The sequence below is a fragment of the Aeromonas sp. QDB03 genome (genome assembly GCF_027707985.1).
GTDB lineage: Bacteria > Pseudomonadota > Gammaproteobacteria > Enterobacterales > Aeromonadaceae > Aeromonas > Aeromonas hydrophila.
The window spans coordinates 215,703-239,443 of sequence record NZ_JAPCJG010000002.1 but is presented as its reverse complement, the minus strand read 5'-3'; the positions used below and the strand labels follow the sequence as shown (position 1 = coordinate 239,443).

Genomic DNA, 23,741 nt, shown 5'->3' with positions numbered 1-23,741 from the left:
GCCGGGGGGAGGCACGTACTGCCTCGCCCCGGCCCCTTTCTCTTGTCATCCAACCGACAGGTAATCCGATATGAAACAGACACTGAAAGCGGTCACGCTGGCCATCGGCTGCGCGCTTGCCACCGCGCCGGCCTGGGCCGAGCCCGTACAACTGACGCCATTGGACAAGGCATTCACCCTGCAAGTACTCGGCAGCGGCGGCCCCATCTCCGACGATCTGCGCGCCTCCTCGAGCGAGGTGATCTGGTGGAAAGGCAAATCGCGCATCCTGATCGATGCTGGTGGCGGCGTCTATCTGCGCTTCGGCCAGGCGGGCGCCAAGCTCGAGGAGGTCGATTTCATCGGCATCACCCACTTTCACACCGACCATGTGACCGATTTGCCGGCTCTGCTCAAGGGGGCCTACTTCTTCAAGCGCAGCGATCCGCTCGACTTGGCGGGGCCGCAAGCCGGCTCGGCCTTTCCCAGCATGAGCGGCTACTTTGACGCCCTGTTCAACCCGGACAAGGGCGCCTATGCCTACCTGAGCGGCTTCAAGGATGGCAGCGATGGCCTCTTCCCCATCACATTGCACGATGTGCCCTACCAGACACCCCAGCCCCATCAGGTCTATCAGCAGGACGGCTTGACCATCACGGCGCTTGGCATCCCCCACGGAGATGTGCCCTGTCTGGCCTATCGCATCGAGAGCGCCGAGGGGACCATCGTCATTTCGGCGGATCAGAACGGCAGCAACCCGGCCTTTGTGCCGTTTGCCAAGGGGGCCGACATCCTGGTGATGCCGCTCGCCATCCACGAAGGGGCCGACCCGGTTTCCGCCTCGCTCCATGCCAAGCCATCTGTGGTGGCCAGGATTGCCGCTGAGGTGAACCCCAGGCTGCTGGTACTGAACCACTGGATGGGGGTCGGCCTTCATCACAAGAAGGAGGCGATGGCCATCGTCAAGCAGCAGTTCCACGGCCAGGTGGTGGCCGCCCGCGATCTCTCCAGCTACCCCGTCTCATCCGTCAAGGAGTCCAACCATGAGTAATGCAAGCAACAACAAGAGCACCGGCAAACTGACTCTCTCCATCGCCATGACCGGCCTGATCGCCCTGACCCCCGGGCTGGCGCTGGCGGCCACCCCGAGCGAGGCGCCGGTGAAGGCGGCGCCGAGCGAACAGCATGGCGGCAAGTGTGCGGCCGGCAAGTGCGGCACCGAGAAGCGCTTCGAAAAGCAGGCTTTAGACAGCGATCCGCAGGGTCGGCTGGTGCGTGCCCGTGATGGCAAGTGCGGCGTGGCAGAACAGGGGATCGATGGCGATACCTCGCGCAAGGGCAGCAAGATGACGGAGGGGGTATGCGGCCAATAAGCTCCCGCAGTCGGGGGATAGGGCTGCGTCAGGAGCATCTGGATGCGCTCTGCTCCGGCCCCATCCGCCCCGGCATCGACTTTCTCGAGCTGGCGCCGGAGAACTGGATGGCCATCGGCGGCGCCAAGCGGGCGCAGCTGCATCAGCTGGCCGAGCGTTACCCGCTGGTGGCCCACGGCCTCAGCCTCTCGCTCGGCGATTGCCAGCCGCTCAATCGCACTTTGCTTGGCCAGATCCGCACCTTTCTGGACGAGTTCGGTGTCGACATCTACAGCGAGCACCTGAGCTTTTCCCGCGACCAGCAGGGCTATCTCTACGAGCTGCTGCCGGTGCCGCGCCAGTGGGAGAACATCCCTTATCTGGCAGCGCGGATCGAGCAGGTGCAGGAGGCGCTGGCGCGCCCGCTGGTGCTGGAGAATATCTCCTACTACCACGGCTATGAGCACGAGATGCCGGAGGAGGATTTTCTCGCCGAGCTGGTGGCGCGCAGCGGTTGCGAGCTGCTGCTCGATATCAACAACGTTTTTGTGAACAGCCGCAATCACGGCTACTGCCCCAAGCGGATGATCGCCGGATTGCCGGGCAGTGCGATCCGCTACTTCCATATCGCTGGCCATCTGGAAGAGGCGGACGGCACCTTGCTCGACACGCATGGTCGCCCGGTGTGCGAGGCGGTGGTGGCGCTGGCCCGTTATACGGTGCAGACCCACGGCCTGCGCCCCCTGCTGCTGGAGCGGGATCACCATCTGCCGCCGTTGCCTGAGCTGGAGGCAGAGTTGGCGCGGGTGCATGGCGCCTGTTGCGAGGCGCTCGACAGTCAGGTGCGGGAGGTGCGGTATGGATAGGCGGTTATCACTGATCACCGCGCCCAAAGTGGTCCCACAGCGGATGCAGCAGCAGACTGCCTGGCTGGCGAGCCGGGTGCGGCTGCCGCAGGATGGCATCGCCAGCCAGTATGCCCGCAGCGTGCGCGCCAATGTGGAGTCGGTGCTGGAGAGCGTGTTTCCACTCACCCACGGCCACTGGGAGCCGGTGGACAGATGGCAGCTGGTGGAGGGCTTTGTCGCCCACCACGGCGCCGATGCCCCCGAGTTTCACCATATTGCCACCGAGTTTGTCCGCTATGTGCAGCATCGCCACGGCGAGGGCTCCCTCAACTGGCCAAAGCAGTGGCTGGCGCTGCTGGAGTATGAGTGGGCCTGCCTGTGTGTCGAGATTGACGAAGGGGTGGTACCACAAGCGGTGCCGGGGGAGGATATGACGGCGAAGAGTCCACTTCGGCTCAATCCCACCCTGCAGCTGCTTGAGCTCCCCTTTGCCATTAGCCGCAGCGGTGTGGTGCCGACTAGGCAGAGCAACCACTTCTATGGCCTGTTTCGCAGTCCGGATCATCAGGTGGTGACCCAGCGGTTGCGTGAATGGGACGTGGCACTGATCCAGCTGTTGCAACCGCAGCAGGGGATCATCCAAGCCGCGTTCCAGCAACAAGTGCAACAGGTTCGCAGCGACTTTGATCTGGCCGAGTGGGCGCGCCATTTTCACCAGCTGGGTCTGCTGACGCTGCCTGTGGGTGAGCGCCAGCCCGCTACCCCCTTGCCCTCATTTAGCAAACACCAAGGAGAATTCCCATGAACAACACCCTGATTTCGTGGTACGAGCGGGCAGTCGCCCAGTGCAAGCGGCTCGATTTTCTGGCTCTGCTGGCCATTCGCCTCTACCTCATTCCGGTCATCTATGTGGGGGCCCACTCCAAGGTGATGGGTTTTGCCGGTACCGTTGCCTGGTTTGGCGCGCCGGCCTCGGAAGGGGGGCTCAACCTGCCGTTCCCGACCCTGCTCGCCTTTCTGGCAGCGGGCACCGAGGTGCTGGGCTGCATCTGCATCGCCCTTGGCCTCTTTACCCGTATCATGGCCATTCCTACCATCTTCCTGATGAGCGTGGCGAGCGCCATGGTGCACTGGAAGCATGGCTGGGATGCCATCGCTACCGGCAGCATGGAGGCGACATTGCGCCTCAACGGCTTTATCGAGTGGCTGGCCGCCAACTTCCCCGGTCGTTACAACTACATCACCGAGCTTGGGGATCCTGTGATGCTCAACAACGGGATGGAGTTTGCTGCTACCTACTTCGTGATGCTGCTGGTGCTGCTGGTGTACGGCGGCGGGCGCTATGTCAGCCTCGATTACTGGCTAAAGCGCGCCGTGACCGGCAACGCTGGGCAGCAAGCTGCATAACAAAAAACAGAGTGAACAGAACGTGAAAGAGAGACGAGCGGCATCAGCCGCTCGTTTTTATTGTGAAGAAGGAAGACCTGCCGCAGGTTGGTGGCTTCAGTACTGGGGGCAGACTGGTGCCATCCGAGCGGCCTGCCGCTCGCTGACATGGGTGAGGCCGTAGGCCAGCAGCACGATCAGTGCCCCGATCCAGGGGGTGTGCATCAGACCCAGGTGTTCCACCACCAGGCCGCCGACGACGGAACCCAGTGCGATGCCGACGTTGAAGGCGGCGATATTGAGGCCCGATGCCACGTCCACCGCCCTAGGGGTGTGTTGCTCGGCCTGCTTCACTACCAGTACCTGCAGACCCGGCACGTTGCCAAAGGCAAAGGCGCCCCACACCAGCACGGTCAGTACCGCCAGCACCGGATGGGGCGCGGTGAAGGTGAGCACCAGCAGCACCAATGCGAGACCGGCAAACAGCAGCTTCAGCGCAGGCAGCGGGCCCATCTTGTCGGCCAGCTTGCCACCCCAGATATTGCCGACGGCGACCGATACCCCGTACACCAGCAGAATGAGGCTCACCGCGCCGGCGCTAAAGCCGCTCACCTGCTGCAGGATGGGGGCGAGGAAGGTGAACGCCGTGAAGGCGCCGCCGTAACCGAGCGCCGTCTTGGCGTAGACCAGCAGCAGCGGCTTTTTGGTCAGTACCGAGAGCTGCTCGCGAATAGTCGAGGCCGCCCCCTTGGGCAGGTTGCTCGGGATCAGCAGCAGGCTGCCCACCATGGCGACCAGCCCCAGCAGGCTCACTACCAGAAAGGTTTCGCGCCAGCCGAAGACCTGACCAATCCAGGTACCGAGCGGTACACCGGTCACCAGCGCTATGGTGAGGCCGCTGAACATGATGGCGATGGCGCTGGCCGCTTTTTCCTTGGCCACCAAGCCGGTGGCGATGGTGCTGCCCACCGAGAAGAAGACCCCGTGCGCCAGCCCGGTCAGGATGCGGGCCACGATCAGGCTCTCGTAACCGGGGGCCTGCCAGGCCAGCAGGTTGCCGGCGGTGAAGAGCGCCATCAACCCCACCAGCAGCCACTTGCGCGGCACCTTGCCGGTGAGCGCCGTCAGCACGGGAGCGCCGATGGCCACGCCAAGGGCATAGAGGCTGACCAAGAGACCTGCAGAGGGGAGCGAGACATTCAGCTGTTCGGCGATGGTGGGGATGAGCCCCACGATCACGAATTCGGTGGTGCCGATCGCAAAGGCACTCAGGGTAAGGGCAAATAACGCCAGTGGCATAACAACTCCTTGGATAGGGACTCCCGACGGGAGAATGGCGCCAGTATGCCGAGGGCGTTTGTTGGTAAAAATGACGGTGACATCAAATTACTTTTGCCAAATTAGCATCAATGGTGCCTTGGAAGGAGGAGTGGCTGAGGCAACGCGGCAAGAACAGGTCGTAGCGTGCGAGGTGGGTGCGGAGATAACGTGTACGGCAGCAATCAGTACATAGCGAACCGGGACAAAGAGGAAAGAGGTAAGAAGTAAAGGGTTGAGAGAAGGCTCTGGGGGGGGCTGCGCGGGCTGCCGTGGTGCGGTGTTGGAGACAAAAAAGCGGGAGGCACAACGCCTCCCGCTAGGGGTTGGATAAATATCCCGGATCGTTATTGCCTCCCTTCTCCTCTGGCGGGAGAAGGGGCGGGGATGAGGGGGCATTCTGTATATGCAGCAAAACTAGCCTAGGGTAGCCTGCTATACCCTCACCCTAGCCCTCTCCCATGGGGAGAGGGAACAATCCAGTTGAACCTGCTTATTAGTCCCAATCTGGCGCAAAATCCGGGTTGGCGCAGCGCTCACCGCGATCCAGGGTAGCGATGGCGGCCATCTCCTCGGCAGTGAGCGTGACCTTCAGCGCGGCAAGGTTGGCGGCCAGATTTTCCCGCTTGGTGGAGCTCGGGATCACCGCCATATTCTGAGCCAGCAGCCAGGCCAGCGACACCTGGGCCGCCGAGACGCCGTGGCGCTTGCCGATCTCCATCAGCAGCGGCTCGGTGAGCACCTTGCCATAGGCGAGCGGCATATAGGCGGTGATGGCGATGCCGTGGGCCTGGCAGAATTCGACCACCTTGCGGTTTTGCAGCAGCGGGTGGATCTCCACCTGCTGGTGGGCGATGACGCCCGGCCCCAGAATATCGATGGCTTCTTTAAGCTGGGCCACGGTGAAGTTGGAGACCCCGATCTCGCAGGTCAGACCCTGGGCTTTGGCCTCGACCAGCTGCTCCAGATAGACCGCCATCGGCACCTCATCCTTGGGGGAGGGCCAGTGGATCAGCGCCAGATCCAGATAGTCGGTGCCTAGCTTTTCCAGACTCACCTCCAGGCTCGGGATCAGCTTGCCCGGCCCGAACTCGCTGGTCCACACCTTGGTGGTCAGATAGATATCCTGGCGGGACACGCCGCTCTCGCTCATCAGCTGGCCCACTTCGGCCTCGTTGGCGTAGATCTGGGCGGTGTCGATGTGGCGGTAGCCAAGCTCGAGCCCTTGCAGCAGGGAGTCACGCAGGGGTTGGCCGGTCAGGCGAAAGGTTCCAAGACCCAGGTTGGGCATCTTCATCATGTTGTTCCTCAAATAGGTGGCAAAAGGGCGCTCAGCGGCGCGGAAAATCAGGCGTCCAGCGGCTGATAGCGGCGAATGGTGCTGCCGGCAAACCAGGGCTCGGCCTTGGCGACAAAGTCGGTAAAGTGGGGCTGGCCCTGATGGGCGCGAAGGGCAGCCTCGCTCTCCCACACCTCGTAGAGCATCCAGCTGTGAGGATTGTCCAAATCCTGATGCAGCTGGTAGCGCAGACAGCCGGCCTCCTGCAAGGTGGCGGCGATCAGTGGGCCTAAGGCTGCACGAAACTGGGTGGCAAATTCGGGTTTGGCTTCAAGCTGGGCAATCACAATCACGGGGGATGACATCTGAACCTCCTCGTTAAGACGGGAGTCAGTATGCCCACCGTGACTTGCCCGAAACAGGGCCGCAGTCGCAAAACACTATTGAGATAAGAGCAGCAATGAAGGGACCGGGGCGAGGTGGTGGTGAGGAAGTCAGGGCGGTAAAAGGAGCAGGGAGCGCCGGGGCGCCCCCTTGTCATCAGGCATTGGTCGGTTCGGACCAGACCGCAAACTCATTGCCGCTGGGCTCGACAAAGTGAAAGCGGCGGCCACCGGGAAAATCGAACAAGGGGCGAACAATGGTGCCCCCGGCGCCGGCTACCTTGCTCTGGGTCGCCTCAATATCGGCGCTGTAGAACACCAGTAGGGCGCCGCCTTGTGCGCTCTGGCTGCAGAGATCGGCGCGATAGAAGCCGCCATCCAGCCCTTCTCCCTCGAAGGCGCAATAATCGGGGCCATAATCGGCAAATTGCCAGCCGAAAGCGGCCTGAAAGAAGGCCTTGGTAGCGGCAAGATCCCTGGCCGCAAACTCCACATAGTTCAGTTTTTCATGGGCCTTGGTCATAAGGATCTCCTTGTCGGTGATTATTTCGGTTGCCAGCGTTTTTGCGTGCGGATCGTGGAGTGGGGCAAAGCGTCCCAAGGGGTCAGCTTGAGCTGCTTGCGACGAAACCAGAGCCAGGTCGCCATCAGCAGGCCGAGCCCTAAGCCGAACAGCAGACTCTGGCGCAGGGCGAATGCTGGTGTTACCTCATGTTGCCAGCCGAAGAACCACATCAACACCCCCCAGATAGCGCCAGTGGGCAGCCCCAGAGCAAGGACATTGACCAGAAAGCGTTCGTAGTGGGGCGGCCTGATGGTGAGCCCAGCCTTTCGCAGCAGCCAGGTGATCGGCGGGTTGTAGTTGAGCGTCTGCACGCCCTTCTCTGCCAGCTCCCTGTGGGCGGCGGCCAGCCTGTTGTCGAATATCATAGGTCGTCCTTGTTATGGTGTGGCGCCATACGATGCCGTTTTGGCCGCATTGTACCGGCAAAGGGCGAACCTGGTATGCGCTGGTCATCACGTTATTTATCCGTGGAAATACAGAATGCTGCGCCATACGCCCTTGCCAACTCAAGGACAATACGCCTATAAAGGCCTATTACTCTTGTCTGGATTGCAGCAATGAAGACCCATTCTGATGAACTGACCCTGTTTGTGGCGGTGGTGGAGGCGGGCAGTTTTCGCCAGGCGGCGGAGAACCTCGGCATGGACAACTCGGTGGTGAGCCGCGGCATCAAGCGCCTCGAAGAGAAGCTCTCCACCGTGCTGCTCAACCGTACCACGAGGCGGGTCAGCCTGACCGAGGAGGGGAGCTGGTTCTATCAGCGGGCGGTGAAAATCCTGACCGAGATGAGCGAGGCGGAGGGGCTGCTGCTGATGCGCCGCGAGCAGCCGGAGGGGGTATTGCGGGTCGATGCTGCTACCCCCTTTATCCTGCACCGGCTGGTGCCCATCATCGGCGAGTTTCGCCGCAGCTACCCCGCCATTGAGCTGCAACTGCACAGCTCCGAGGGCTTTATCAACCTGATGGAGCGGCGGGTGGACATGGCCATTCGCATCGGCGAGCTGACCGACTCCTCCCTGCGGGCGCTGCCGCTGGGCCGCTCACGGCTGCGGCTGCTGGCGTCCCCCGACTATTTGCGCGAGCGCGGTACCCCGCGCCAGCCGATGGATCTGCTGAGTGGGCACGAGCTGCTCGGTTTTTTGCACCCCGATCACCTCAACCACTGGCCGCTGCTGAGCCAGGAGCAGGGGGATCGCTTTCCCATCACCCCGACCCTGCGCGCCAGCAGCGGTGAGACCCTGCGCCAGCTGGCGCTGCGGGGGCAGGGAATCGTCTGTCTGTCGGATTTCATGACCGGGCAGGATCGGATGAGCGGCGCGCTGGTGGAGGTGCTGGCCCGCAGCAACAGCGGTGCCTCGCGCCCCATCAATGCGGTGTTCTACTCCGATGCCCAGCGCGACATCCGGCTGCGGGTCTGGCTCGATTTCCTCAAAGAGCAGCTCGGCAGCGAGATGCTGTAGCCCCGCGCTCTGACCGGGCTGCCCGGCAGAAGGGGCTCGCTGTGCTTGGGGTGCCTGCCGAGGGAGGATAGGGGGCGTCATCATCGGGGCTGCGCTAAAAAAAGAGAGGCCGACATCGCTGTCGGCCTCTCACATTTTTCAGCTCAGAGCTGTGTCGGTTGCCCGATCACTCCTCTTCTGCCCAGCGGCGTGAACGTTCCACCGCCTTCTTCCAGCCGTTGTAGCGCTTGGCGCGATCGTCGCGGTCCATCTGTGGGATGAACTCACGGTCCACGCTGAACTTGTCTTCCAGCTCGTCGGAGCTCTTCCAGAAGCCGACGGCAAGGCCGGCCAGGAAGGCGGCGCCCATGGCGGTGGTCTCGATACGGGTCGGACGCACCACCGGGGTGTGCATCATGTCGGCCTGGAACTGCATCAGGAAGTCGTTGGCTACCGCGCCACCGTCGACCTTGAGGGCGGCCAGCTTGATGCCGGAGTCCTGCTGCATCGCATCCAGCACATCGCGGCTTTGATAGGCGATGGATTCCAGCGCGGCACGGATGATGTGGTTGCGGTTGGCGCCGCGGGTCAGGCCGACCATGGTGCCGCGAGCATACGGATCCCAGTAGGGGGCGCCCAGACCGACGAAGGCCGGTACCAGGTAGACGCCGTTGGTGTCGCCAACCTTGGAAGCGAAATAGTCGGTGTCGCGGGCATCGTGAATGATCTTCAGCTCGTCACGCAGCCACTGGATGGTGGCGCCACCCATAAATACCGCACCCTCGAGGGCATAATTCACTTCCCCTTTCGGGCCGATGGCGACCGTGGTCAGCAGGCCGTTGCTGGAGCGAACCGGCTCGGTGCCGGTGTTCATCAGCATGAAGCAGCCGGTGCCGTAGGTGTTCTTGGCCATCCCTTTCTCGAAGCAGAGCTGGCCGAACAGGGCAGACTGCTGGTCACCGGCGATACCGGCGATGGGGATGCGGGAGCCGCCGCCACGGGTGGTGTAGCCATAGACCTCGGAGGAGGGCTTCACTTCCGGCAGCATGGACATGGGGATGCCCAGCTCGTCCAGCATGCGCTGATCCCACTTCAGGTCGCGGATGTTATAGAGCATGGTACGGGAGGCGTTGGTCGGGTCGGTGACGTGCACTTCGCCGTTGGTCATCTTCCACACCAGCCAGGTGTCGATGGTGCCGAACAGCAGCTCGCCGTTCATCGCCTTCTCGCGGGCCCCTTCCACGTTGTCGAGGATCCACTTCACCTTGGTGCCGGAGAAGTAGGCATCCAGCACCAGGCCGGTGTTTTCACGCACGTACTCTTCCAGGCCGCGAGCTTTCAGTTCTTCACAGATGGCGGCGGTGCGGCGGCACTGCCAGACGATGGCGTTGTAGATGGGCTTGCCGGTGGCCTTTTCCCATACCACTGTGGTTTCACGCTGGTTGGTGATGCCGATGGCGGCGATCTCTTCGCTGCGAAGGCCAGTCTTGGCCAGCACTTCGGTGAAGACGGAGGACTGGGTCGCCCAGATCTCCATCGGGTCGTGCTCTACCCAGCCCGCTTTCGGGTAGTGCTGGGTGAATTCGCGCTGGGAGGTACCGACTATGTTGGCGTCCTGGTCAAACACGATGGCACGGGAAGAGGTAGTACCCTGGTCCAGAGCGACGACATATTTCTTTTCAGCAGACATGATGTTCTCCACGTTTTTATTTTCCACGTTGTTACACGTTGGGGAGGGCCGCTCTTAGGCGGCGGCCTCTTCTTTGTTAGACAGCTTGGCGGCTTCTTCGGTGGCGACGCGGTTGCCCGGCACACAGGGAGCCAACACTTTTACATAGAGGGCAGTACCGATCTGGGCACCGACGATGGGGCCGAGGATGGGAACCCAGAAGTAGGGGTTGTCACGACCACCGGTCATGGCTACGTCACCCCAGCCGGCCAGGAAGGCGAACAGTTTGGGGCCGAAATCACGGGCCGGGTTCATGGCAAAGCCGGTTAACGGGCCAAGGGAGGCGCCGATCACCGCGATCAGGATACCGATCAGCAGGGCGGCGGCGAAGCCTTTGGGGGCACCGTTGTTGTTGTCACCCAGTGCCATGATGCCCAGCATCAGCACGGCGGTGATCACCATCTCGACTGCGAAGGCCTGCATGTTGGAGAGCAGGGCGTTCGGGTAGGTAGAGAAGATGCCGGCGCTGCCGAGGCTCTCGACGCTGCCGCGCACCACGTTGTGGGTCACTTCCCACTGGGTGAAAAGGTTACCATAGAGGAAGTAGACCAGCGCCGCGAAGCAGAAGGCGCCGGCAACCTGGGCGATGATGTAGGGCACCACTTTGCGCTTGTCGAACCCGCAGAAGGTCATCAGCGCCAGGGTCACGGCCGGGTTGAGGTGGGCACCGGAGATACCGCCGGTGACATAGATGGCGATGGCGACGCCCAGACCCCAGGTAATGGAAATTTCCCATTGCCCGAAGTTGGCTCCTGCCAGCACCAGTGCGGCCACGCAGCCGACACCGAAGAAGATCAGCAGGCCGGTTCCGATAAACTCGGCAATGCATTCGCCAAGCAGGGTATTGGGTCTTTGTATGCTCATACCGTTATTCCTTATATCCACCCAGAGTAGGTTTGATGTTCCGTTTTGTTGTTTTTCATTCCCATTATTGCGTCCGAAAACGTTTCTTCTTGTTTTTTGAGCTGACGCAAACGTTATGCTCGTTTACGCTCGTTCTCGGACGAGAGAGAAAATAAACCTAAATCGCCCATTCACCACACCCTCCCCGCAGGAAATGTGGACAAGATCCCACTCATTGCTAAGAAAATGTGACGGAAAGCAAGTTGATACAGTGGTTATACCACTTAGTGGGTAGCCAAAAGCCTTGCTACACAAGGGATTGCGGCTGATGAGTGATTGCTCATTTGGCACTTTCTTTTGTAATAAAACTGCAATATTTCAGCCTCCATCACAGATTAAATGTTCACATATGAGCACAATAGGCTCGCTTTCGAATCAGGACTCATCTGATTGGTCAGTATGGACAGGGCACCCTCAACCGCCCACAACAACAATAAGGAAGCAGAACATGCTTAGTCTCTTCAGGCCTGCACCACACATAGACAGGCTCCCGGCCGACAAGGTCGACCCCTTCTACAAACGCATGCGTTGGCAGGTGTTTTTCGGGATCTTCTTCGGTTATGCCGGTTACTACCTGGTACGGAAAAACTTCAGTCTGGCGATGCCCTATCTGATCGAGCAGGGCTTCTCCCGCGGCGATCTGGGTCTGGCGCTGTCTGGCGTCTCCATCGCCTACGGTCTCTCCAAGTTCCTGATGGGGAACGTGTCGGACCGCTCCAACGCCCGCTACTTCCTCTCCGCCGGTCTGCTGCTGTCGGCCGGCATCATGTTCATGATGGGGACCATGCACTGGGCCACCTCCAGCATCGCCATCATGTTCGTGCTGTTGTTCCTGAACGGCTGGGCACAGGGCATGGGCTGGCCGCCCTGCGGTCGCACCATGGTGCACTGGTGGTCACAGAAAGAGCGCGGCGAAGTGGTCGCGGTCTGGAACGTGGCCCACAACGTGGGTGGCGGCATGATAGGCCCGCTGTTCATTCTGGGGATGGGCTGGTTCAACGACTGGCGCAGTGCCTTCTATGTGCCGGCTGCCGCCGCCGCCGCCATCGCGGTGATCGCCTTCTTCGTGATGCGTGACACCCCGCAATCGGTCGGCCTGCCTCCCATCGAAGAGCACAAGAACGACTATCCGAAGGACTACAACGAAAGCCACGAGCAGGAGTTTTCCGCCAAGGAGATCTTCGTCAAGTACGTGCTGCACAACAAGCTGCTGTGGTATATCGCCATTGCCAACGCCTTCGTTTACCTCATCCGTTACGGTGTGCTGGACTGGGCGCCGACCTACCTGAAAGAGGCCAAGGATTTCAGCGTCGACAACTCCTCCTGGGCGTACTTCCTGTACGAGTGGGCGGGTATTCCGGGCACCCTGCTGTGCGGCTGGATCTCTGACAAGATGTTCCAGGGCCGCCGTGCGCCGGCCGGCATCCTGTTCATGGTGTTGGTGACCCTGGCCGTGCTGGTCTACTGGTTCAACCCGGCCGGCAACCCGACCGTCGACATGATGGCGCTGGTGGCCATCGGCTTCCTGATCTACGGCCCCGTCATGCTGATCGGCCTCTATGCCCTGGAGCTGGCGCCGAAGAAGGCGGCCGGTACTGCGGCAGGCTTCACCGGTCTGTTCGGTTATCTGGGCGGTGCGGTCGCGGCCAACGCCATGCTGGGCTACACCGTCGACCACTTCGGCTGGGATGGCGGCTTCATGGTGCTGACCGCCTCCTGCGTGCTCTCCATCATCCTGTTGGCGATGACCCTCAAGCACGAGAACCAGTCGATTGCCGCCAAAGCGGCTGCCCATAAGGCATAAAACGTGATCCTGCCCTTATCGATTGGAAAAGGGATCAGGTAAACTCCCCAAGGCCCCGCATCTGCCGGGGCCTTTTTTCGTCTCATCATCGGAGTTCAAGCGTGAAGCAAACCCAACGACATCTGGAGATCCTGGACGTCCTGACGCGGCAGGGCTTTGTCTCGACCGAGGATCTGGTGACCCACTTTGACGTCAGCCCCCAGACCATTCGTCGGGATCTCAACGATCTCGCCGAGCAGAACAAGATCCGGCGCCACCATGGCGGGGCCTCCCTGCATTCGAGTACCGTCAACACCGCCTACAGTGCCCGCAAGGTGATGCAGCTCAAGGAGAAAGAGCGTATCGCCCGTGAAGTGGCCGCCAATATTCCCGACGGCTCGTCGCTCTTTATCGACATCGGCACCACCACCGAAGCCATCGCCCGCGCCCTGCTCGATCACCGCGAGCTGCGCATCGTCACCAACAACCTCAACGTGGCCAGCATCCTCACCGCCAAGGATGACTTCACCGTCATCATCGCCGGCGGCGAAATTCGCAACCGGGATGGCGGCATCGTCGGGGAGGCGACCCGCGACTTCATCGGCCAGTTTCGCATGGACTACGGCGTCATCGGCATCTCGGGCATCGACAGCGACGGCTCATTGCTCGACTTCGACTACCACGAGGTGAAGATTGCCCAGGCCATCATCGCCCACTCCCGCCAGGTGTTCCTGGCCGCCGACCATACCAAGTTCGGCCGCAACGCCATGGTCAACCTCGGTAACCTCAGTCAGATCCACGCCCTGTTCACCGATCAGGAGCCGCCGGAGAAGCTGATGCGGTTGATGTCCCAACATCAGATCGAGTGCCACATCTGCTGAGTTGCCGTTAACCCGTTCCAGCACCAGGCCGCCATCGGGCGGCCGCTTCGTTTTCAGCCTTCCCGCGTTTCTGCCCGCCCTCATCCCACCGCCAATGTCGTGTTGATGTCCCCAAAAGCGCGATCTCGCTCACAGCCTTGCCCCCGTTTTCCCCAGACTGCGTCTCTTTATTACCGACCGGCAGCATTTTTAGCATTGCCAAAACAATCGCGATCACATTTTCTCCATAAAATGTTCGTTTATCATTTTTTCATGCTCTAATATGAGCGAAATCAAACATTGCGACGGTTTCGCAAGGTCAAAATAAGAAAGTAGGTGAACATGAGCGAACATTATGATCTGGTCGTCGTCGGCGGCGGCATCAACGGGGTAGGCATTGCGGCTGATGCAGCGGGGCGGGGTCTGAAGGTTGCCCTGTTCGAGGCACGCGATCTCGCCTCTGCCACCTCTTCCAACTCCAGCAAGCTGATCCACGGCGGTCTGCGCTATCTCGAACACTACGAATTCCGGCTGGTGAAAGAGGCGCTGGCGGAGCGGGAGGTGCTGCTCGGCATGGCCCCTCACATCGCCCGTCCCATGCGTTTCCGGCTACCCCATCGTCCGCACCTGCGCCCGGCCTGGATGATCCGCGCTGGCCTGTTCCTCTATGACAACCTGGCCAAGCGCGACAAGCTCAAGGGCAGCTGCGGCGTGCGCTTCCTGCCGCAGGATGGCCTCACCGCCGGCATCAGCAAGGGGTTCGAGTATTCCGACGCCTGGGTCGACGATGCCCGCTTGGTGGTGCTCAATGCCATGATGGCGCGCGACAAGGGCGCCGACGTGCAGACCCGCACTCGCTGCGTGAAGGCGGTGCGCGGCTCCAAACACTGGACCCTGACGCTGGAGCGGGAAGGGGGCGAGCAGTTCAACGTCACCTGCCGCGGTCTGGTCAATGCGGCCGGCCCCTGGGTCAAGACCTTCTATGACGAGAGCCTGCACGAGAAATCTCCGCGCGGCATTCGCCTCATCAAGGGCAGCCACATGATAGTGCCGCGCATCCATGAGCGCGAAGAGGCCTACATCCTGCAAAACGAGGACAACCGCATCGTCTTCGTCATCCCTTATCAGCAGGACTACTCGCTGATCGGCACCACGGACGTGGAGCACAAGGGCAGCCCGCGCGAAGCGAAGATCAGCGACGCCGAGATCAACTACCTGTGCAAGGTGGTCAACGCCCACTTCACCCGTCAGATCGCCCCCAAAGACGTGATCTGGACCTATGCCGGGGTGCGCCCGCTGTGCGATGACGAGTCCGACTCGCCGCAGGCGGTGACCCGCGACTACACCCTCGAACTGTCCGGCGAATCCGATGGTGCGCCGCTCTTGTCGGTGTTTGGTGGCAAGCTCACCACTTACCGCAAGCTGGCCCAGGCTGCCTGCAACAAGCTCAAGCCCTGGTTCAGCCAGATGGGGGATGACTGGACCGCCAACAGCCGGCTGCCCGGTGGCGAGTTCGACTGCTCGGTTCGCGAGCTGGCGCGTGCCTTTGCGCTGGAATTCGACTGGCTCGATGATCGCAGTGCCCTGCGCATTGCCGAGGCCTATGGCGCCCATGCCCGCCTCTGGCTGCACCAGGAGCGTGGCCAGCACTTTGGTGCCGGACTATACGAATCTGAGGTGCGCTACCTTATCGAGCGGGAGTGGGCCTGCAGCTTGGAAGACATTTTGTGGCGCCGCAGCAAGCTGGGGCTGCGACTCTCCGAAGCCGAGCAACAGCAACTGGCTGCCTGGCTCAGCGAACACCACCACGCCCTGCCCGAAGCCTGCTGATCACCCCCGGTGGGCGGCCCTGGCCGCCCGCCGTAAAAATGCAATAAACCTCTGTTATAACAATAACCTACATCCCATAAACAATAACAAAGAGCACCGCGCATGAAAAAACACACTCTCTCCCTGCTTGCCCTTGGTCTGGGGGCCGCCCTGGCATTGCCCGCACTGGCGGCCGATGAAGGCAAGATAGTGATCGCTCACCGGGGGGCCTCCGGCTACCTGCCCGAGCACACCCTGGAGTCCAAGGCATTGGCCTATGGCATGGGGGCCGACTATCTGGAGCAGGATCTGGTGATGACCAAGGATGACCAGCTGGTGGTGATGCACGATCACTTCCTCGATGGCATCACCGATGTGGCCGAGCGCTTCCCCGGCCGGGCCCGCCCGGATGGTCGCTACTATGTGGTGGATTTCACCCTGGACGAGGTGCGCTCTCTGCGCATGACCGAGCCGTTCCTGCTGGTGGACGGCAAGCAGGTGCCGGTCTACCCGGCCCGCTTCCCGCTGTGGAAGTCGAACTTCAAGATCCATACCTTCCAGGAAGAGATCGAGATGATCCAGGGGCTCAACAAGAGCACCGGCAAGAACATCGGTATCTACCCGGAGATAAAAGCCCCCTGGCTGTTCCGCCACGAGGGCAAGGATATCTCCAAGGCGGTACTCAAGGTGTTGAAGGAGTACGGCTACACCAGCAAGAACGACAAGGTCTATCTGCAGTGTTTCGATACCAACGAGCTCAAGCGCATCAACAGCGAACTGATGCCCGCCATGGGCATGGACTTGAAGTTGGTGCAACTGATGGCCGAGACTGACTGGAACGAGACCATGGTCTATGACGCCAAGGGCAAGGCGACCCCCTACAGCTATGACTGGATGTTCAAGCCGGGCGCCATGAAGGAGATTGCCGGCTATGCCGAGGGGATCGGCCCCTGGAAGCCGATGATAGTGCCGGAGCCGGGTACCTTGGGCAAACCGACCTTCACCGGCATGGTGAAAGAGGCACACGCGGCTGGCCTCAAAGTGCATCCTTATACCTTCCGTCAGGATGAGGGCCAGATCCCGGCCTATGCGAAAGACTTCACCGACCTGCTCAACATCTTCCTCTATCAGGCCGATGTGGACGGGGTATTCAGCGACTTCCCCGACAAGGCGGTCGAGGTGATCAAGGCTCACGGCAAATAATAAAAGAAGAGCAACACGGGAATGCAAGCGGGGCCAGGTGCCCCGCTTTTTTATGTCGGTTGGCAAGGGAAGACAGAATGAGTGTAATGATATGTTTACGATTTTGATGTGTGGAGCATGCGCGGAGCACTACTTTCTGGCCAAAAGGCTCTCTTTCGTGGTCGTTTATCCATCTGTCAGCGAATAAATCCACTGGTTTCACTTGATTGTTTGTTTTTAATTGGTAAGGTGAGGGCGGTTGCGTAACAAAGCGCTGACTTGTGTAAATAAAAGTGAACAGTCGGTGCGATTGGCTTAAAACAGTAGAGAGAATGAGAACATGCAAAGAGATCCCCTGAACAACATCCATATCCAGTCCGAACAAGTGATGATCACGCCTGCCCAGCTCAAGGAGAAACTGCCCATCTCCGATCGCGCGCTGGCATTCGTGCAAGGGGCCCGCAATACCATCGCCGACATCATCCACCGTCGCGATCACCGCTTGCTGGTGATCTGTGGTCCCTGCTCCATCCACGACATGGACGCCGCCAAAGAGTACGCAACCAGACTCAAAGCGCTGCATGATGCCTATCAGGACTCTCTCTACATTGTCATGCGGGTCTACTTTGAGAAGCCGCGCACCACGGTCGGCTGGAAGGGCTTTATCAACGATCCGAACCTGGACGGCACCTTCGACGTGGAGCTGGGGCTGCACCGTGCCCGCGAGCTGCTCTGCTGGCTGGCCGAGCTGGAACTGCCGCTGGCCACCGAGGCGCTCGACCCCATCAGCCCGCAGTACCTGGCGGAGCTCTTCTCCTGGTCGGCCATCGGAGCCCGCACCACCGAATCCCAGACCCACAGGGAGATGGCCTCCGGCCTCTCCATGCCGGTCGGCTTCAAGAACGGCACCGACGGCAACCTGGGCACTGCCATCAATGCGCTGCAGGCGGCCTCCAGCCCCCACGCCTTCATGGGGATCAACCAGCAGGGTCAGGTCGCGCTGCTGCAGACCCAGGGCAACCCGGATGGTCATGTGATCCTGCGTGGCGGCAAGCACCCGAACTACGACTCGGTCAATGTGTCGCTGGCGGAAGAGGCGCTGGAAAAGGCGGGCCTGCTGCCCGGTCTGGTGGTGGATTGCAGCCACGGCAACTCCAGCAAGGATCACCGCCTGCAGCCCAAGGTGGCGGACAACGTGATCCACCAGATCCAGGAGGGCAACCGCTCCATCATCGGGGTGATGCTCGAATCCAACCTGTTCGAAGGCAATCAGTCCAGCGAGCAGCCCAAGTGCGAAATGCGCTACGGTGTCTCCATCACCGATGCCTGCATCGACTGGGAGACCACGGATGCGCTGCTGGCCCGCTGCCACAGCCAGCTGGCGGCACCACTTTTGGCCAGAACCAAGGCATAAGCCGTGGTATCTTGTCAGCACTGATTGAACAATCGAGGTGTCACCGGCCGAGGCGGTGACACCTCGTTGCCTCTTGAATCACAGGGCGTCGCTGCGGGCGGCGCCGTAGGGACCGGATATGGCTGAAGAGTTGAATGCCCTCAGGGACAAAATCGATGCGGTGGACAAGCAGCTGATTGATCTGCTGGCTGCCCGTCTCGCCCTGGTGGGGGAAGTGGGGGAAGTGAAGAGCCGGCACGGCCTGCCCATCTATGCACCGGATCGGGAGGCGAGCATGCTGGCCCGCCGCCGCGCCGAGGCCGAGGCACTGGGGGTGCCGGGGGACCTTATCGAGGATGTGCTGCGCCGGGTGATGCGCGAATCCTATATTCTGGAGTCCGCCAGCGACAAGGAGCACCACTTCAAGTGCATGAAGCCTGAGCTCGGCAAGGTGGTGATCATCGGTGGTGAGGGGCAACTTGGCCGCCTGTTCGGCAACCTCTTCAGCCTCTCGGGCTACCGGGTCGAGACCTTGGGTCAGACCGACTGGCCGCGCGCCGACGAGATCCTGCACGGGGCCGGGTTGGTGATGGTGGCGGTGCCCATCGATGTTACCTGCGAGGTGATCGACCGGCTCGGCAACCTGCCGGCGGACTGCCTGCTGGTGGACGTGACCAGTGTCAAGAGTGAACCGCTTGCCCATATGCTGGCGGTACACCAGGGGCCGGTGCTGGGGCTGCACCCCATGTTCGGGCCGGATGTGGCGAGCCTCGCCAAGCAGGTGATCGTCTGTTGTCAGGGGCGCGAGCCCGCCGCCAGCCAGTGGTTGCTGGAACAGATGACCATCTGGGGGGCGCGTTTGCAGCAGGTGGAGGCCAAGGCCCACGACGAGGCGATGACCTTTATCCAGGCGCTGCGCCACTTCGCTACCTTCGCCTACGGCTGGCACCTCTCCCGCGAGCAGGCCAACATCGATCGCCTGCTGGCGTTGAGCTCCCCCATCTACCGGCTGGAGCTAGCCATGGTGGGACGGCTGTTCGCCCAGGATCCCCACCTCTACGCCGACATCATACTGTCGTCGCCGCAGAATCTGGCGATGATCCGCCGCTACTACCAGAACTTCGGCGAGGCGCTGGGTCTGCTGGAGCGGGGGGATCGGGAGGGCTTCATCGAGGCCTTCAGCCAGGTCTCCGGCTTCTTCGGCGAGCGGGCAGACGAGTTCCTGCGCGAAAGCCGTACCCTGCTGGCCCAGGCCAACGATCGTCGTCATCACGGCTGACGATAACGAAAAGCAAAAGGGGCCTGTCGGCCCCTTTTGCTTTTGCACTCCCGCTTGCGCGCTGCAGCGCTTTTATTCTGGCTGCGGCAAGCGCAGATCGGCGCCATCCCAGCCCAGCGGCAGGGTCAGCAACTGATCGATCAGCTCCCGGCGATCGGATTTTTCCAGATAGGCGAGGTAGAGCGGACGACTCAAGGCCTGGGCGCCTTCCACCAGGTGCAGGCGACCCTGTTCGAGGAAGGGGCTCACCATGCGCCTTGGCAAGTAGGCGGCGCCACCGTTGGCCAGCACGAACTGCAGCGCCATGTTGGCGGAGCTCGAGTGCAGCACCGGGGTCTTTTGCAGGCTCTGCAGCCGGCTGGGCTGGGGTTCGAAGCTGGTGCCCCAATCCAGATGAATGTGTGGCATCTGCATCAGGCTGTCGGCGTTTGCGGCGGCATCCCGGCTCACCAGCTCGAACACCAGCTCGCCGATGGGGTGCAGGGCAATCTCGTCGATCTTGGTCGGCTCGGAGAGCAGGGCGAGATCGAGGGAGCGCTCCAGCAGCTGGCGGCACAGGTGCTCGCGGGAGGCGGTTTCGAGCCGCACCGCGAGGCCAGGGGCCAGAGCATACACATGGTTGAGCCAGTCATTGAAATCGAGCTCCCAGAACACCGCGGGGGCGCCGATGGCGAGCTGCTGGCTGAAACCGGGGGAGAGGGCCACATCCTGCTTGGCGCGGCCCAGGGTATGCAAGATGGCGTCTGCGTAGGGCAGCAGACGCTCACCGGAGGCGGTCAGGCGGATGTTGTTGCGATGGCGGGCAAACAGACTGACCCCGAGTTGCTGTTCGAGCTGGCGGATCCGAAAGCTCACCGCCGACTGGGTCAGGTAGAGATTTTCAGCTGCCCGGCCGAAGTGCCGGGTCTTGCTGACCTCGATAAACGTCCGAAGCAGTTCGGTATCCATTAATCGATGGACTCGTCGCTGCCACCACCGCTGCCACCTTCAAAGCCGCCACCACCGGTTTCCTCGTTGGCACCGCCGGCGACGGTGCACAGCCGGTGCACGCGCTTGGGACCGATCACCTTCAGATACTTGAACCACACCTTGGCGTGGGGGTTGCTGCCGGCGGCGCCGGATTTGACCTGTTCGATAAAGGCGCTTTCTACGTCATCGCGCGGCGCCAGGTTGCCCTGATAGAGCGCGAGCATGGCGGTGCCGTATTTTTCCAGACTGTCCGCTTCGGCCACAGTGAATTCGCCACTGCGACGCAGGCCACGGGGAAAATGTTTGAAGTCGTTGAAACGCTTGTCTGATTCGAAGCTCATAGTGCTCTTTTTCTGGTTAGTTTGACCTTTGCGGGCAAGTATCATCAGGCCGTCGCAGAGTGCAAAATCAATTTTTTCACTATATGGATAAATATCTTTAATCGAAAGCGGTTTCGCCATGATCCAGTGGGTCTGAGCCGGGGGGAAGAGCAAAAAAGTGAGAAAAAAAGCGGAGTTATGTCAGGTTCTGTAAAGGTTCGAAGCTCTGGTCAGACGACATTTGGCTAAAAATAAAGCGCCATTCGGCGCTCTATTTTGTTGTATTCATGAACCAAAGCGGGAGGTTTGGTCTCGATGGAGACTCACTCTATCATGGCTGGCTGAGCCAGGGTGTCGGCACGCCACAGACGGTAGCGCACTTCATACTCCTGCGGTACGTAGAGCACGAACGGCAGCTTGGAGTTGTAGTTCACGAAGAAGCCCTGACCGTAGATCTGGACGAAGGTCTCTTTCTTCTGGCCATCCGGGCAGGCCATCAGGGTGCTGATGGGATCGGACACCTTGCCGAGCATCAGGTAGTTGTAGCCCCAGCCTTTGACACTGTGCTGTTCCAGGTTGCCGGCAAAGCGCGGCACATTGCAATCGACCATCATTTTCTTGCCGACCTGCAGCTCGACCATCATGTCGGCTTCGTTCTCGACTTCCGGCAGGCGGATCACCACACGTTCCTGGTTCACTTCGGCGGCCGGGAACATGCTGATATCAAATTTTTTCGGTTCGGCGGCGAAGGCATGGCCGCCCAGCAACAAGGCGCCCAGCAGGCTAAAACGCAATACGGTTTTCATCTGTACCTCATGGGGTTGGTTCAACGCCGCTAGACTAACCGCTCTGCCCGTTTCATGCCAGCGATCTGCTACGTAAAAACTGCGTAAAATGACGCAGATCCGGCACACAATGACGTGTTCTGGCTATTTTCTGACAGGACGGAAGAGAGGCTAAGCGACAGGCCGGGTGCCAAACGCGGGTGGCCAGCCGGGATCCTGTGCTCATCGGGATCCCCTGGCCACCCGGCTTCATCAGCGCACCAGCAACACCTGCTTGGCCCAGGCGCCGGGCGCCCGCATGCCGACGGCGCCGCTGGTGATATCCAGATAGGCGACCCCCTTGCTGGCCGGTACCGGGGTCGAGGACCAGAGATAGACGTAGCCGTCGTTCACCTCTTTTCCTTCACCGGCCATGGCGCGGGGGAAGATGGTTTCGTTGAGCGCCGGCTTGTAGCAGGCGGACTCCAGCACGCTGGCCAGCTCCTTGATGGTGGGCAGGCGCCAGCCGCCGTGGCCGCCGAAGTTGTAGAGGGCATGGCTCGGCTCGGTGCGGATCCGCTCGGCGGTCAGCAGGGCCTGCTGCCAGTAAAGCCGGGTCGGTTCGCCTTGACAGCTCTGGTTGCGCCAGGTCTGGCCGAGCTGGCAGCGCATCCAGGTCAGGCCGGTGGATCTATCCGTGACGGTGCCGTTGCCGCGGTCGATGAAGCGGGCGGTGGGGCTGGTTCTGGGCATGTTGTCATCACAGATGGCGGTGGCCAGGGCGAGGGGGCTGCCAAGGGTCAGCAGCAGGGTCAACATCAAGCGGTTCATCGGGTTACCTCCGCCACCAGTCGCAATTGCAGACCGTTGGCATCATCGCTGTTTTGAACTGTGGTGGCGTAGTCGGTGCCGGCGTCATCGCCAAGGAAGATGTGGGCAATGGCGCTGATGGGGGCGCTCTCCAGCCGGCGCGAGGGGGTCAGGGTCTGGCTCCAGTAGTAGCCGCTGAAATCCTTGCTGGTGGTGCCGACATCGGGGAAGTAGCGCACGTCCATGCTCACCGGCTGGTCGTCCTGGCGGGCGAGGGAGCCGTAGTGCTGCAGGCTCATCAGCTCGCGCGAGTGGGGCATGCGCCAGCTGGTAATGCCGCACAACTGCTGGGCGTTGAGCCACTGGCGGTACTGCTCCGTGGTGCAGATGGCTTCGCCATCCGGGCAGGCGTAGTCCAGTTCTTGCTGGGTGGGGTGATAGTCGCCAAGCTCCCAGGCGAAGGTACGGTGCAGATCGCGCGGGCTGGCGGGATCATCGAGCTTCTTCTCCCAGACCAGGCCGGTGTTGAGATCTTCCACGCACTCCCAGACGGGGGCGTCATCAGCCAGCGGCTGGCCCTTGCCATCCAGCTTGCGATAGTGCAGCGGCGCCTTGTTGAGGCTGGCCTCCTGCCCCGGGTGATCGGCGGGCTCCTGGGTGAGCAGGTAATCGACCCCGTCCGTGTAGGTGGTGACGCCACTGCCGGTGATCAGTGGATGGGAGTGCTGTTGCAGCAGCCGGGCGCTGACGTGCTCCTGCTGGCTGGCCAGCTCGCCGTGCAGGGCAAAGTGGCTGGCCAGCTCGGGCAGCAGGCTGCCGATGGCAGGCCACACCAGCATATGCAGGGTGGCGGTCGAGAAGCCCTCCTGCGCCTTCAGATCGGTCTCGACGACTGCCTGCAGCAGCTGGCCCAGCGCCAGGTTGAAGTCGCTCAGCCGGGAGAGGGCGGCCAGATCCTGGTCCGGTTGCAGCGGCGCCAGCGCACTCAGCAGCTGGTCGAGGGCTTGCCTCGGGGGCTGCCCCTCGGCGATGCGGTATTGCAGCAGGGTGCTGAGCGGGCTGGGGGTCAGATGCTGGCCGTCGAGCCGGGCGGCGGGGTGCAGCAGCACGGGGGCGGCCGGGTTGCTTGGTAAAAACAGCAAGGTACTGGTCAACAGCGCCGGGGCGCTGCCGCTCAACCGGTGAGTACCGGCCGCGCCGCTGACACTGGGCTCCCCCGCATCACAAGATGCATTCTGGTTGAGGTTGACGCAGAGGGTGCCGGCTTCGGGCAGGGTCACGGTCAGGCTGTAGTCGGGGGCCGCCAGCGGCGCCTCGTCCGAGCCGCCACCGCCACAGGCGGTGAGCAGGGGGGCCAGCAGGCAGGCCAGGCGGGAGTAATGTGGTGTCATC

General features: G+C 61.5%; 24 protein-coding genes. 12 read left to right on the top strand and 12 right to left on the bottom strand.

What is annotated here, in order from left to right:
- Window positions 1-70 precede the first annotated feature (70 nt).
- The 5 genes from PG900_RS05810 to PG900_RS05790 are packed head-to-tail and all read left to right on the top strand — an operon-like array spanning window position 71 to window position 3,586.
- A complete protein-coding gene (locus tag PG900_RS05810; protein ID WP_257684452.1) occupies window positions 71-1,030 on the top strand; it encodes an MBL fold metallo-hydrolase in 960 nt (319 codons plus the stop codon).
- Entirely contained in the window at window positions 1,023-1,352 is a 330-nt protein-coding gene (locus tag PG900_RS05805) for a hypothetical protein (protein WP_098984440.1), read from the top strand. The genes PG900_RS05810 and PG900_RS05805 overlap by 8 nt, the downstream gene beginning before the upstream one ends.
- Window positions 1,340-2,197, top strand: coding sequence for a DUF692 domain-containing protein (locus PG900_RS05800; RefSeq protein WP_257684451.1), 858 nt, complete (start codon window positions 1,340-1,342; stop codon window positions 2,195-2,197). The genes PG900_RS05805 and PG900_RS05800 overlap by 13 nt, the downstream gene beginning before the upstream one ends.
- The gene (locus PG900_RS05795) at window positions 2,190-2,984 is read left to right on the top strand and encodes an HvfC/BufC family peptide modification chaperone (RefSeq protein ID WP_270798379.1); all 795 of its coding nucleotides are present in this window, start codon (window positions 2,190-2,192) and stop codon (window positions 2,982-2,984) included. The genes PG900_RS05800 and PG900_RS05795 overlap by 8 nt, the downstream gene beginning before the upstream one ends.
- Window positions 2,981-3,586, top strand: a complete 606-nt coding sequence (locus PG900_RS05790; protein ID WP_270798377.1) for an HvfX family Cu-binding RiPP maturation protein — start codon at window positions 2,981-2,983, stop codon at window positions 3,584-3,586. Before PG900_RS05795 ends, PG900_RS05790 begins: the two co-directional genes overlap by 4 nt.
- Window positions 3,587-3,682: 96 nt before the next feature.
- Here PG900_RS05790 and PG900_RS05785 read toward each other — a convergent pair whose 3' ends face one another.
- From PG900_RS05785 to PG900_RS05765, 5 genes are all read right to left on the bottom strand, one after another.
- Window positions 3,683-4,864 carry an MFS transporter gene (locus tag PG900_RS05785; protein ID WP_242795424.1) on the bottom strand — a complete coding sequence of 394 codons (1,182 nt, stop codon included), beginning with the start codon at window positions 4,862-4,864 and terminating at the stop codon, window positions 3,683-3,685.
- 514 nt (window positions 4,865-5,378) lie between these two features.
- Window positions 5,379-6,182: a 2,5-didehydrogluconate reductase DkgB gene (gene dkgB / locus PG900_RS05780; protein ID WP_106552227.1), complete on the bottom strand. Its 804-nt coding sequence runs from the start codon at window positions 6,180-6,182 to the stop codon at window positions 5,379-5,381.
- A gap of 47 nt (window positions 6,183-6,229) precedes the next feature.
- Window positions 6,230-6,526, bottom strand: a complete 297-nt coding sequence (locus tag PG900_RS05775; RefSeq protein WP_270831068.1) for a putative quinol monooxygenase — start codon at window positions 6,524-6,526, stop codon at window positions 6,230-6,232.
- A 175-nt stretch (window positions 6,527-6,701) separates the two neighbouring features.
- The gene (locus tag PG900_RS05770; protein ID WP_076359841.1) at window positions 6,702-7,067 is read right to left on the bottom strand and encodes a VOC family protein; all 366 of its coding nucleotides are present in this window, start codon (window positions 7,065-7,067) and stop codon (window positions 6,702-6,704) included.
- A gap of 20 nt (window positions 7,068-7,087) precedes the next feature.
- On the bottom strand, window positions 7,088-7,474 hold the full coding sequence (locus PG900_RS05765; protein ID WP_270831067.1) for a DUF6404 family protein: 387 nt from the start codon (window positions 7,472-7,474) through the stop codon (window positions 7,088-7,090).
- 192 nt (window positions 7,475-7,666) lie between these two features.
- Between PG900_RS05765 and PG900_RS05760 the strand changes: the two genes are divergently transcribed.
- Window positions 7,667-8,569, top strand: coding sequence for a LysR substrate-binding domain-containing protein (locus PG900_RS05760; RefSeq protein ID WP_270831066.1), 903 nt, complete (start codon window positions 7,667-7,669; stop codon window positions 8,567-8,569).
- Between the two features lie 166 nt (window positions 8,570-8,735).
- Here PG900_RS05760 and glpK read toward each other — a convergent pair whose 3' ends face one another.
- Window positions 8,736-10,238 (bottom strand): glycerol kinase GlpK, encoded by a 1,503-nt coding sequence (gene glpK / locus PG900_RS05755; RefSeq protein ID WP_076359831.1) that lies wholly within the window; start codon window positions 10,236-10,238, stop codon window positions 8,736-8,738.
- Window positions 10,239-10,292: 54 nt separating this feature from the next.
- Window positions 10,293-11,141: an MIP/aquaporin family protein gene (locus PG900_RS05750; RefSeq protein ID WP_011705540.1), complete on the bottom strand. Its 849-nt coding sequence runs from the start codon at window positions 11,139-11,141 to the stop codon at window positions 10,293-10,295.
- A gap of 487 nt (window positions 11,142-11,628) precedes the next feature.
- Here PG900_RS05750 and glpT point away from each other — a divergent pair, with 487 nt between their 5' ends.
- The 6 genes from glpT (at window position 11,629) to tyrA (ending at window position 19,486) form a co-directional block, all read left to right on the top strand.
- Window positions 11,629-12,984, top strand: a complete 1,356-nt coding sequence (glpT, locus tag PG900_RS05745; RefSeq protein WP_076359829.1) for a glycerol-3-phosphate transporter — start codon at window positions 11,629-11,631, stop codon at window positions 12,982-12,984.
- A gap of 101 nt (window positions 12,985-13,085) precedes the next feature.
- Complete coding sequence (locus PG900_RS05740; protein WP_011705542.1) at window positions 13,086-13,844, top strand: DeoR/GlpR family transcriptional regulator; 759 nt, start codon at window positions 13,086-13,088, stop codon at window positions 13,842-13,844.
- A gap of 321 nt (window positions 13,845-14,165) precedes the next feature.
- A complete protein-coding gene (gene glpD / locus PG900_RS05735; RefSeq protein ID WP_011705543.1) occupies window positions 14,166-15,653 on the top strand; it encodes a glycerol-3-phosphate dehydrogenase in 1,488 nt (495 codons plus the stop codon).
- A 102-nt stretch (window positions 15,654-15,755) separates the two neighbouring features.
- On the top strand, window positions 15,756-16,835 hold the full coding sequence (gene glpQ, locus PG900_RS05730; protein ID WP_270831065.1) for a glycerophosphodiester phosphodiesterase: 1,080 nt from the start codon (window positions 15,756-15,758) through the stop codon (window positions 16,833-16,835).
- 319 nt (window positions 16,836-17,154) lie between these two features.
- Entirely contained in the window at window positions 17,155-18,228 is a 1,074-nt protein-coding gene (locus PG900_RS05725; protein ID WP_011705545.1) for a 3-deoxy-7-phosphoheptulonate synthase, read from the top strand.
- Between the two features lie 118 nt (window positions 18,229-18,346).
- Window positions 18,347-19,486 (top strand): bifunctional chorismate mutase/prephenate dehydrogenase, encoded by a 1,140-nt coding sequence (tyrA, locus tag PG900_RS05720; RefSeq protein WP_270831064.1) that lies wholly within the window; start codon window positions 18,347-18,349, stop codon window positions 19,484-19,486.
- Window positions 19,487-19,558: 72 nt separating this feature from the next.
- On the opposite strand, the gene hdfR is transcribed toward tyrA, so the two are convergent.
- The 5 genes from hdfR to PG900_RS05695 all read right to left on the bottom strand — a co-directional run bounded on the left by hdfR (window position 19,559) and on the right by PG900_RS05695 (window position 23,740).
- Window positions 19,559-20,434, bottom strand: coding sequence for an HTH-type transcriptional regulator HdfR (gene hdfR / locus PG900_RS05715; RefSeq protein WP_016350308.1), 876 nt, complete (start codon window positions 20,432-20,434; stop codon window positions 19,559-19,561).
- Entirely contained in the window at window positions 20,434-20,796 is a 363-nt protein-coding gene (gene maoP, locus PG900_RS05710; RefSeq protein ID WP_016350309.1) for a DUF413 domain-containing protein, read from the bottom strand. Before maoP ends, hdfR begins: the two co-directional genes overlap by 1 nt.
- 302 nt (window positions 20,797-21,098) lie before the next feature.
- Entirely contained in the window at window positions 21,099-21,581 is a 483-nt protein-coding gene (gene eco / locus PG900_RS05705; RefSeq protein WP_005299572.1) for a serine protease inhibitor ecotin, read from the bottom strand.
- 231 nt (window positions 21,582-21,812) lie between these two features.
- Window positions 21,813-22,370, bottom strand: coding sequence for an Lcl C-terminal domain-containing protein (locus PG900_RS05700; protein ID WP_029301308.1), 558 nt, complete (start codon window positions 22,368-22,370; stop codon window positions 21,813-21,815).
- Window positions 22,367-23,740, bottom strand: a complete 1,374-nt coding sequence (locus PG900_RS05695; protein ID WP_024943715.1) for an Lcl C-terminal domain-containing protein — start codon at window positions 23,738-23,740, stop codon at window positions 22,367-22,369. The genes PG900_RS05700 and PG900_RS05695 overlap by 4 nt, the downstream gene beginning before the upstream one ends.
- Window position 23,741 lies beyond the last annotated feature (1 nt).

Coding starts and splice junctions, on each gene's coding strand:
- PG900_RS05725 (WP_011705545.1), top strand. CDS start 17,155: ATGCAAAGAGATCCCCTGAACAACATCCATATCCAGTCCGAACAAGTG.
- eco (WP_005299572.1), bottom strand. CDS start 21,581: ATGAAAACCGTATTGCGTTTTAGCCTGCTGGGCGCCTTGTTGCTGGGC.
- PG900_RS05750 (WP_011705540.1), bottom strand. CDS start 11,141: ATGAGCATACAAAGACCCAATACCCTGCTTGGCGAATGCATTGCCGAG.
- PG900_RS05760 (WP_270831066.1), top strand. CDS start 7,667: ATGAAGACCCATTCTGATGAACTGACCCTGTTTGTGGCGGTGGTGGAG.
- PG900_RS05770 (WP_076359841.1), bottom strand. CDS start 7,067: ATGACCAAGGCCCATGAAAAACTGAACTATGTGGAGTTTGCGGCCAGG.
- PG900_RS05790 (WP_270798377.1), top strand. CDS start 2,981: ATGAACAACACCCTGATTTCGTGGTACGAGCGGGCAGTCGCCCAGTGC.
- PG900_RS05700 (WP_029301308.1), bottom strand. CDS start 22,370: ATGAACCGCTTGATGTTGACCCTGCTGCTGACCCTTGGCAGCCCCCTC.
- glpT (WP_076359829.1), top strand. CDS start 11,629: ATGCTTAGTCTCTTCAGGCCTGCACCACACATAGACAGGCTCCCGGCC.
- PG900_RS05765 (WP_270831067.1), bottom strand. CDS start 7,474: ATGATATTCGACAACAGGCTGGCCGCCGCCCACAGGGAGCTGGCAGAG.
- glpK (WP_076359831.1), bottom strand. CDS start 10,238: ATGTCTGCTGAAAAGAAATATGTCGTCGCTCTGGACCAGGGTACTACC.
- tyrA (WP_270831064.1), top strand. CDS start 18,347: ATGGCTGAAGAGTTGAATGCCCTCAGGGACAAAATCGATGCGGTGGAC.
- PG900_RS05785 (WP_242795424.1), bottom strand. CDS start 4,864: ATGCCACTGGCGTTATTTGCCCTTACCCTGAGTGCCTTTGCGATCGGC.
- PG900_RS05795 (WP_270798379.1), top strand. CDS start 2,190: ATGGATAGGCGGTTATCACTGATCACCGCGCCCAAAGTGGTCCCACAG.
- dkgB (WP_106552227.1), bottom strand. CDS start 6,182: ATGATGAAGATGCCCAACCTGGGTCTTGGAACCTTTCGCCTGACCGGC.
- PG900_RS05775 (WP_270831068.1), bottom strand. CDS start 6,526: ATGTCATCCCCCGTGATTGTGATTGCCCAGCTTGAAGCCAAACCCGAA.
- PG900_RS05800 (WP_257684451.1), top strand. CDS start 1,340: ATGCGGCCAATAAGCTCCCGCAGTCGGGGGATAGGGCTGCGTCAGGAG.
- hdfR (WP_016350308.1), bottom strand. CDS start 20,434: ATGGATACCGAACTGCTTCGGACGTTTATCGAGGTCAGCAAGACCCGG.
- PG900_RS05805 (WP_098984440.1), top strand. CDS start 1,023: ATGAGTAATGCAAGCAACAACAAGAGCACCGGCAAACTGACTCTCTCC.
- PG900_RS05810 (WP_257684452.1), top strand. CDS start 71: ATGAAACAGACACTGAAAGCGGTCACGCTGGCCATCGGCTGCGCGCTT.
- glpQ (WP_270831065.1), top strand. CDS start 15,756: ATGAAAAAACACACTCTCTCCCTGCTTGCCCTTGGTCTGGGGGCCGCC.
- glpD (WP_011705543.1), top strand. CDS start 14,166: ATGAGCGAACATTATGATCTGGTCGTCGTCGGCGGCGGCATCAACGGG.
- maoP (WP_016350309.1), bottom strand. CDS start 20,796: ATGAGCTTCGAATCAGACAAGCGTTTCAACGACTTCAAACATTTTCCC.
- PG900_RS05695 (WP_024943715.1), bottom strand. CDS start 23,740: ATGACACCACATTACTCCCGCCTGGCCTGCCTGCTGGCCCCCCTGCTC.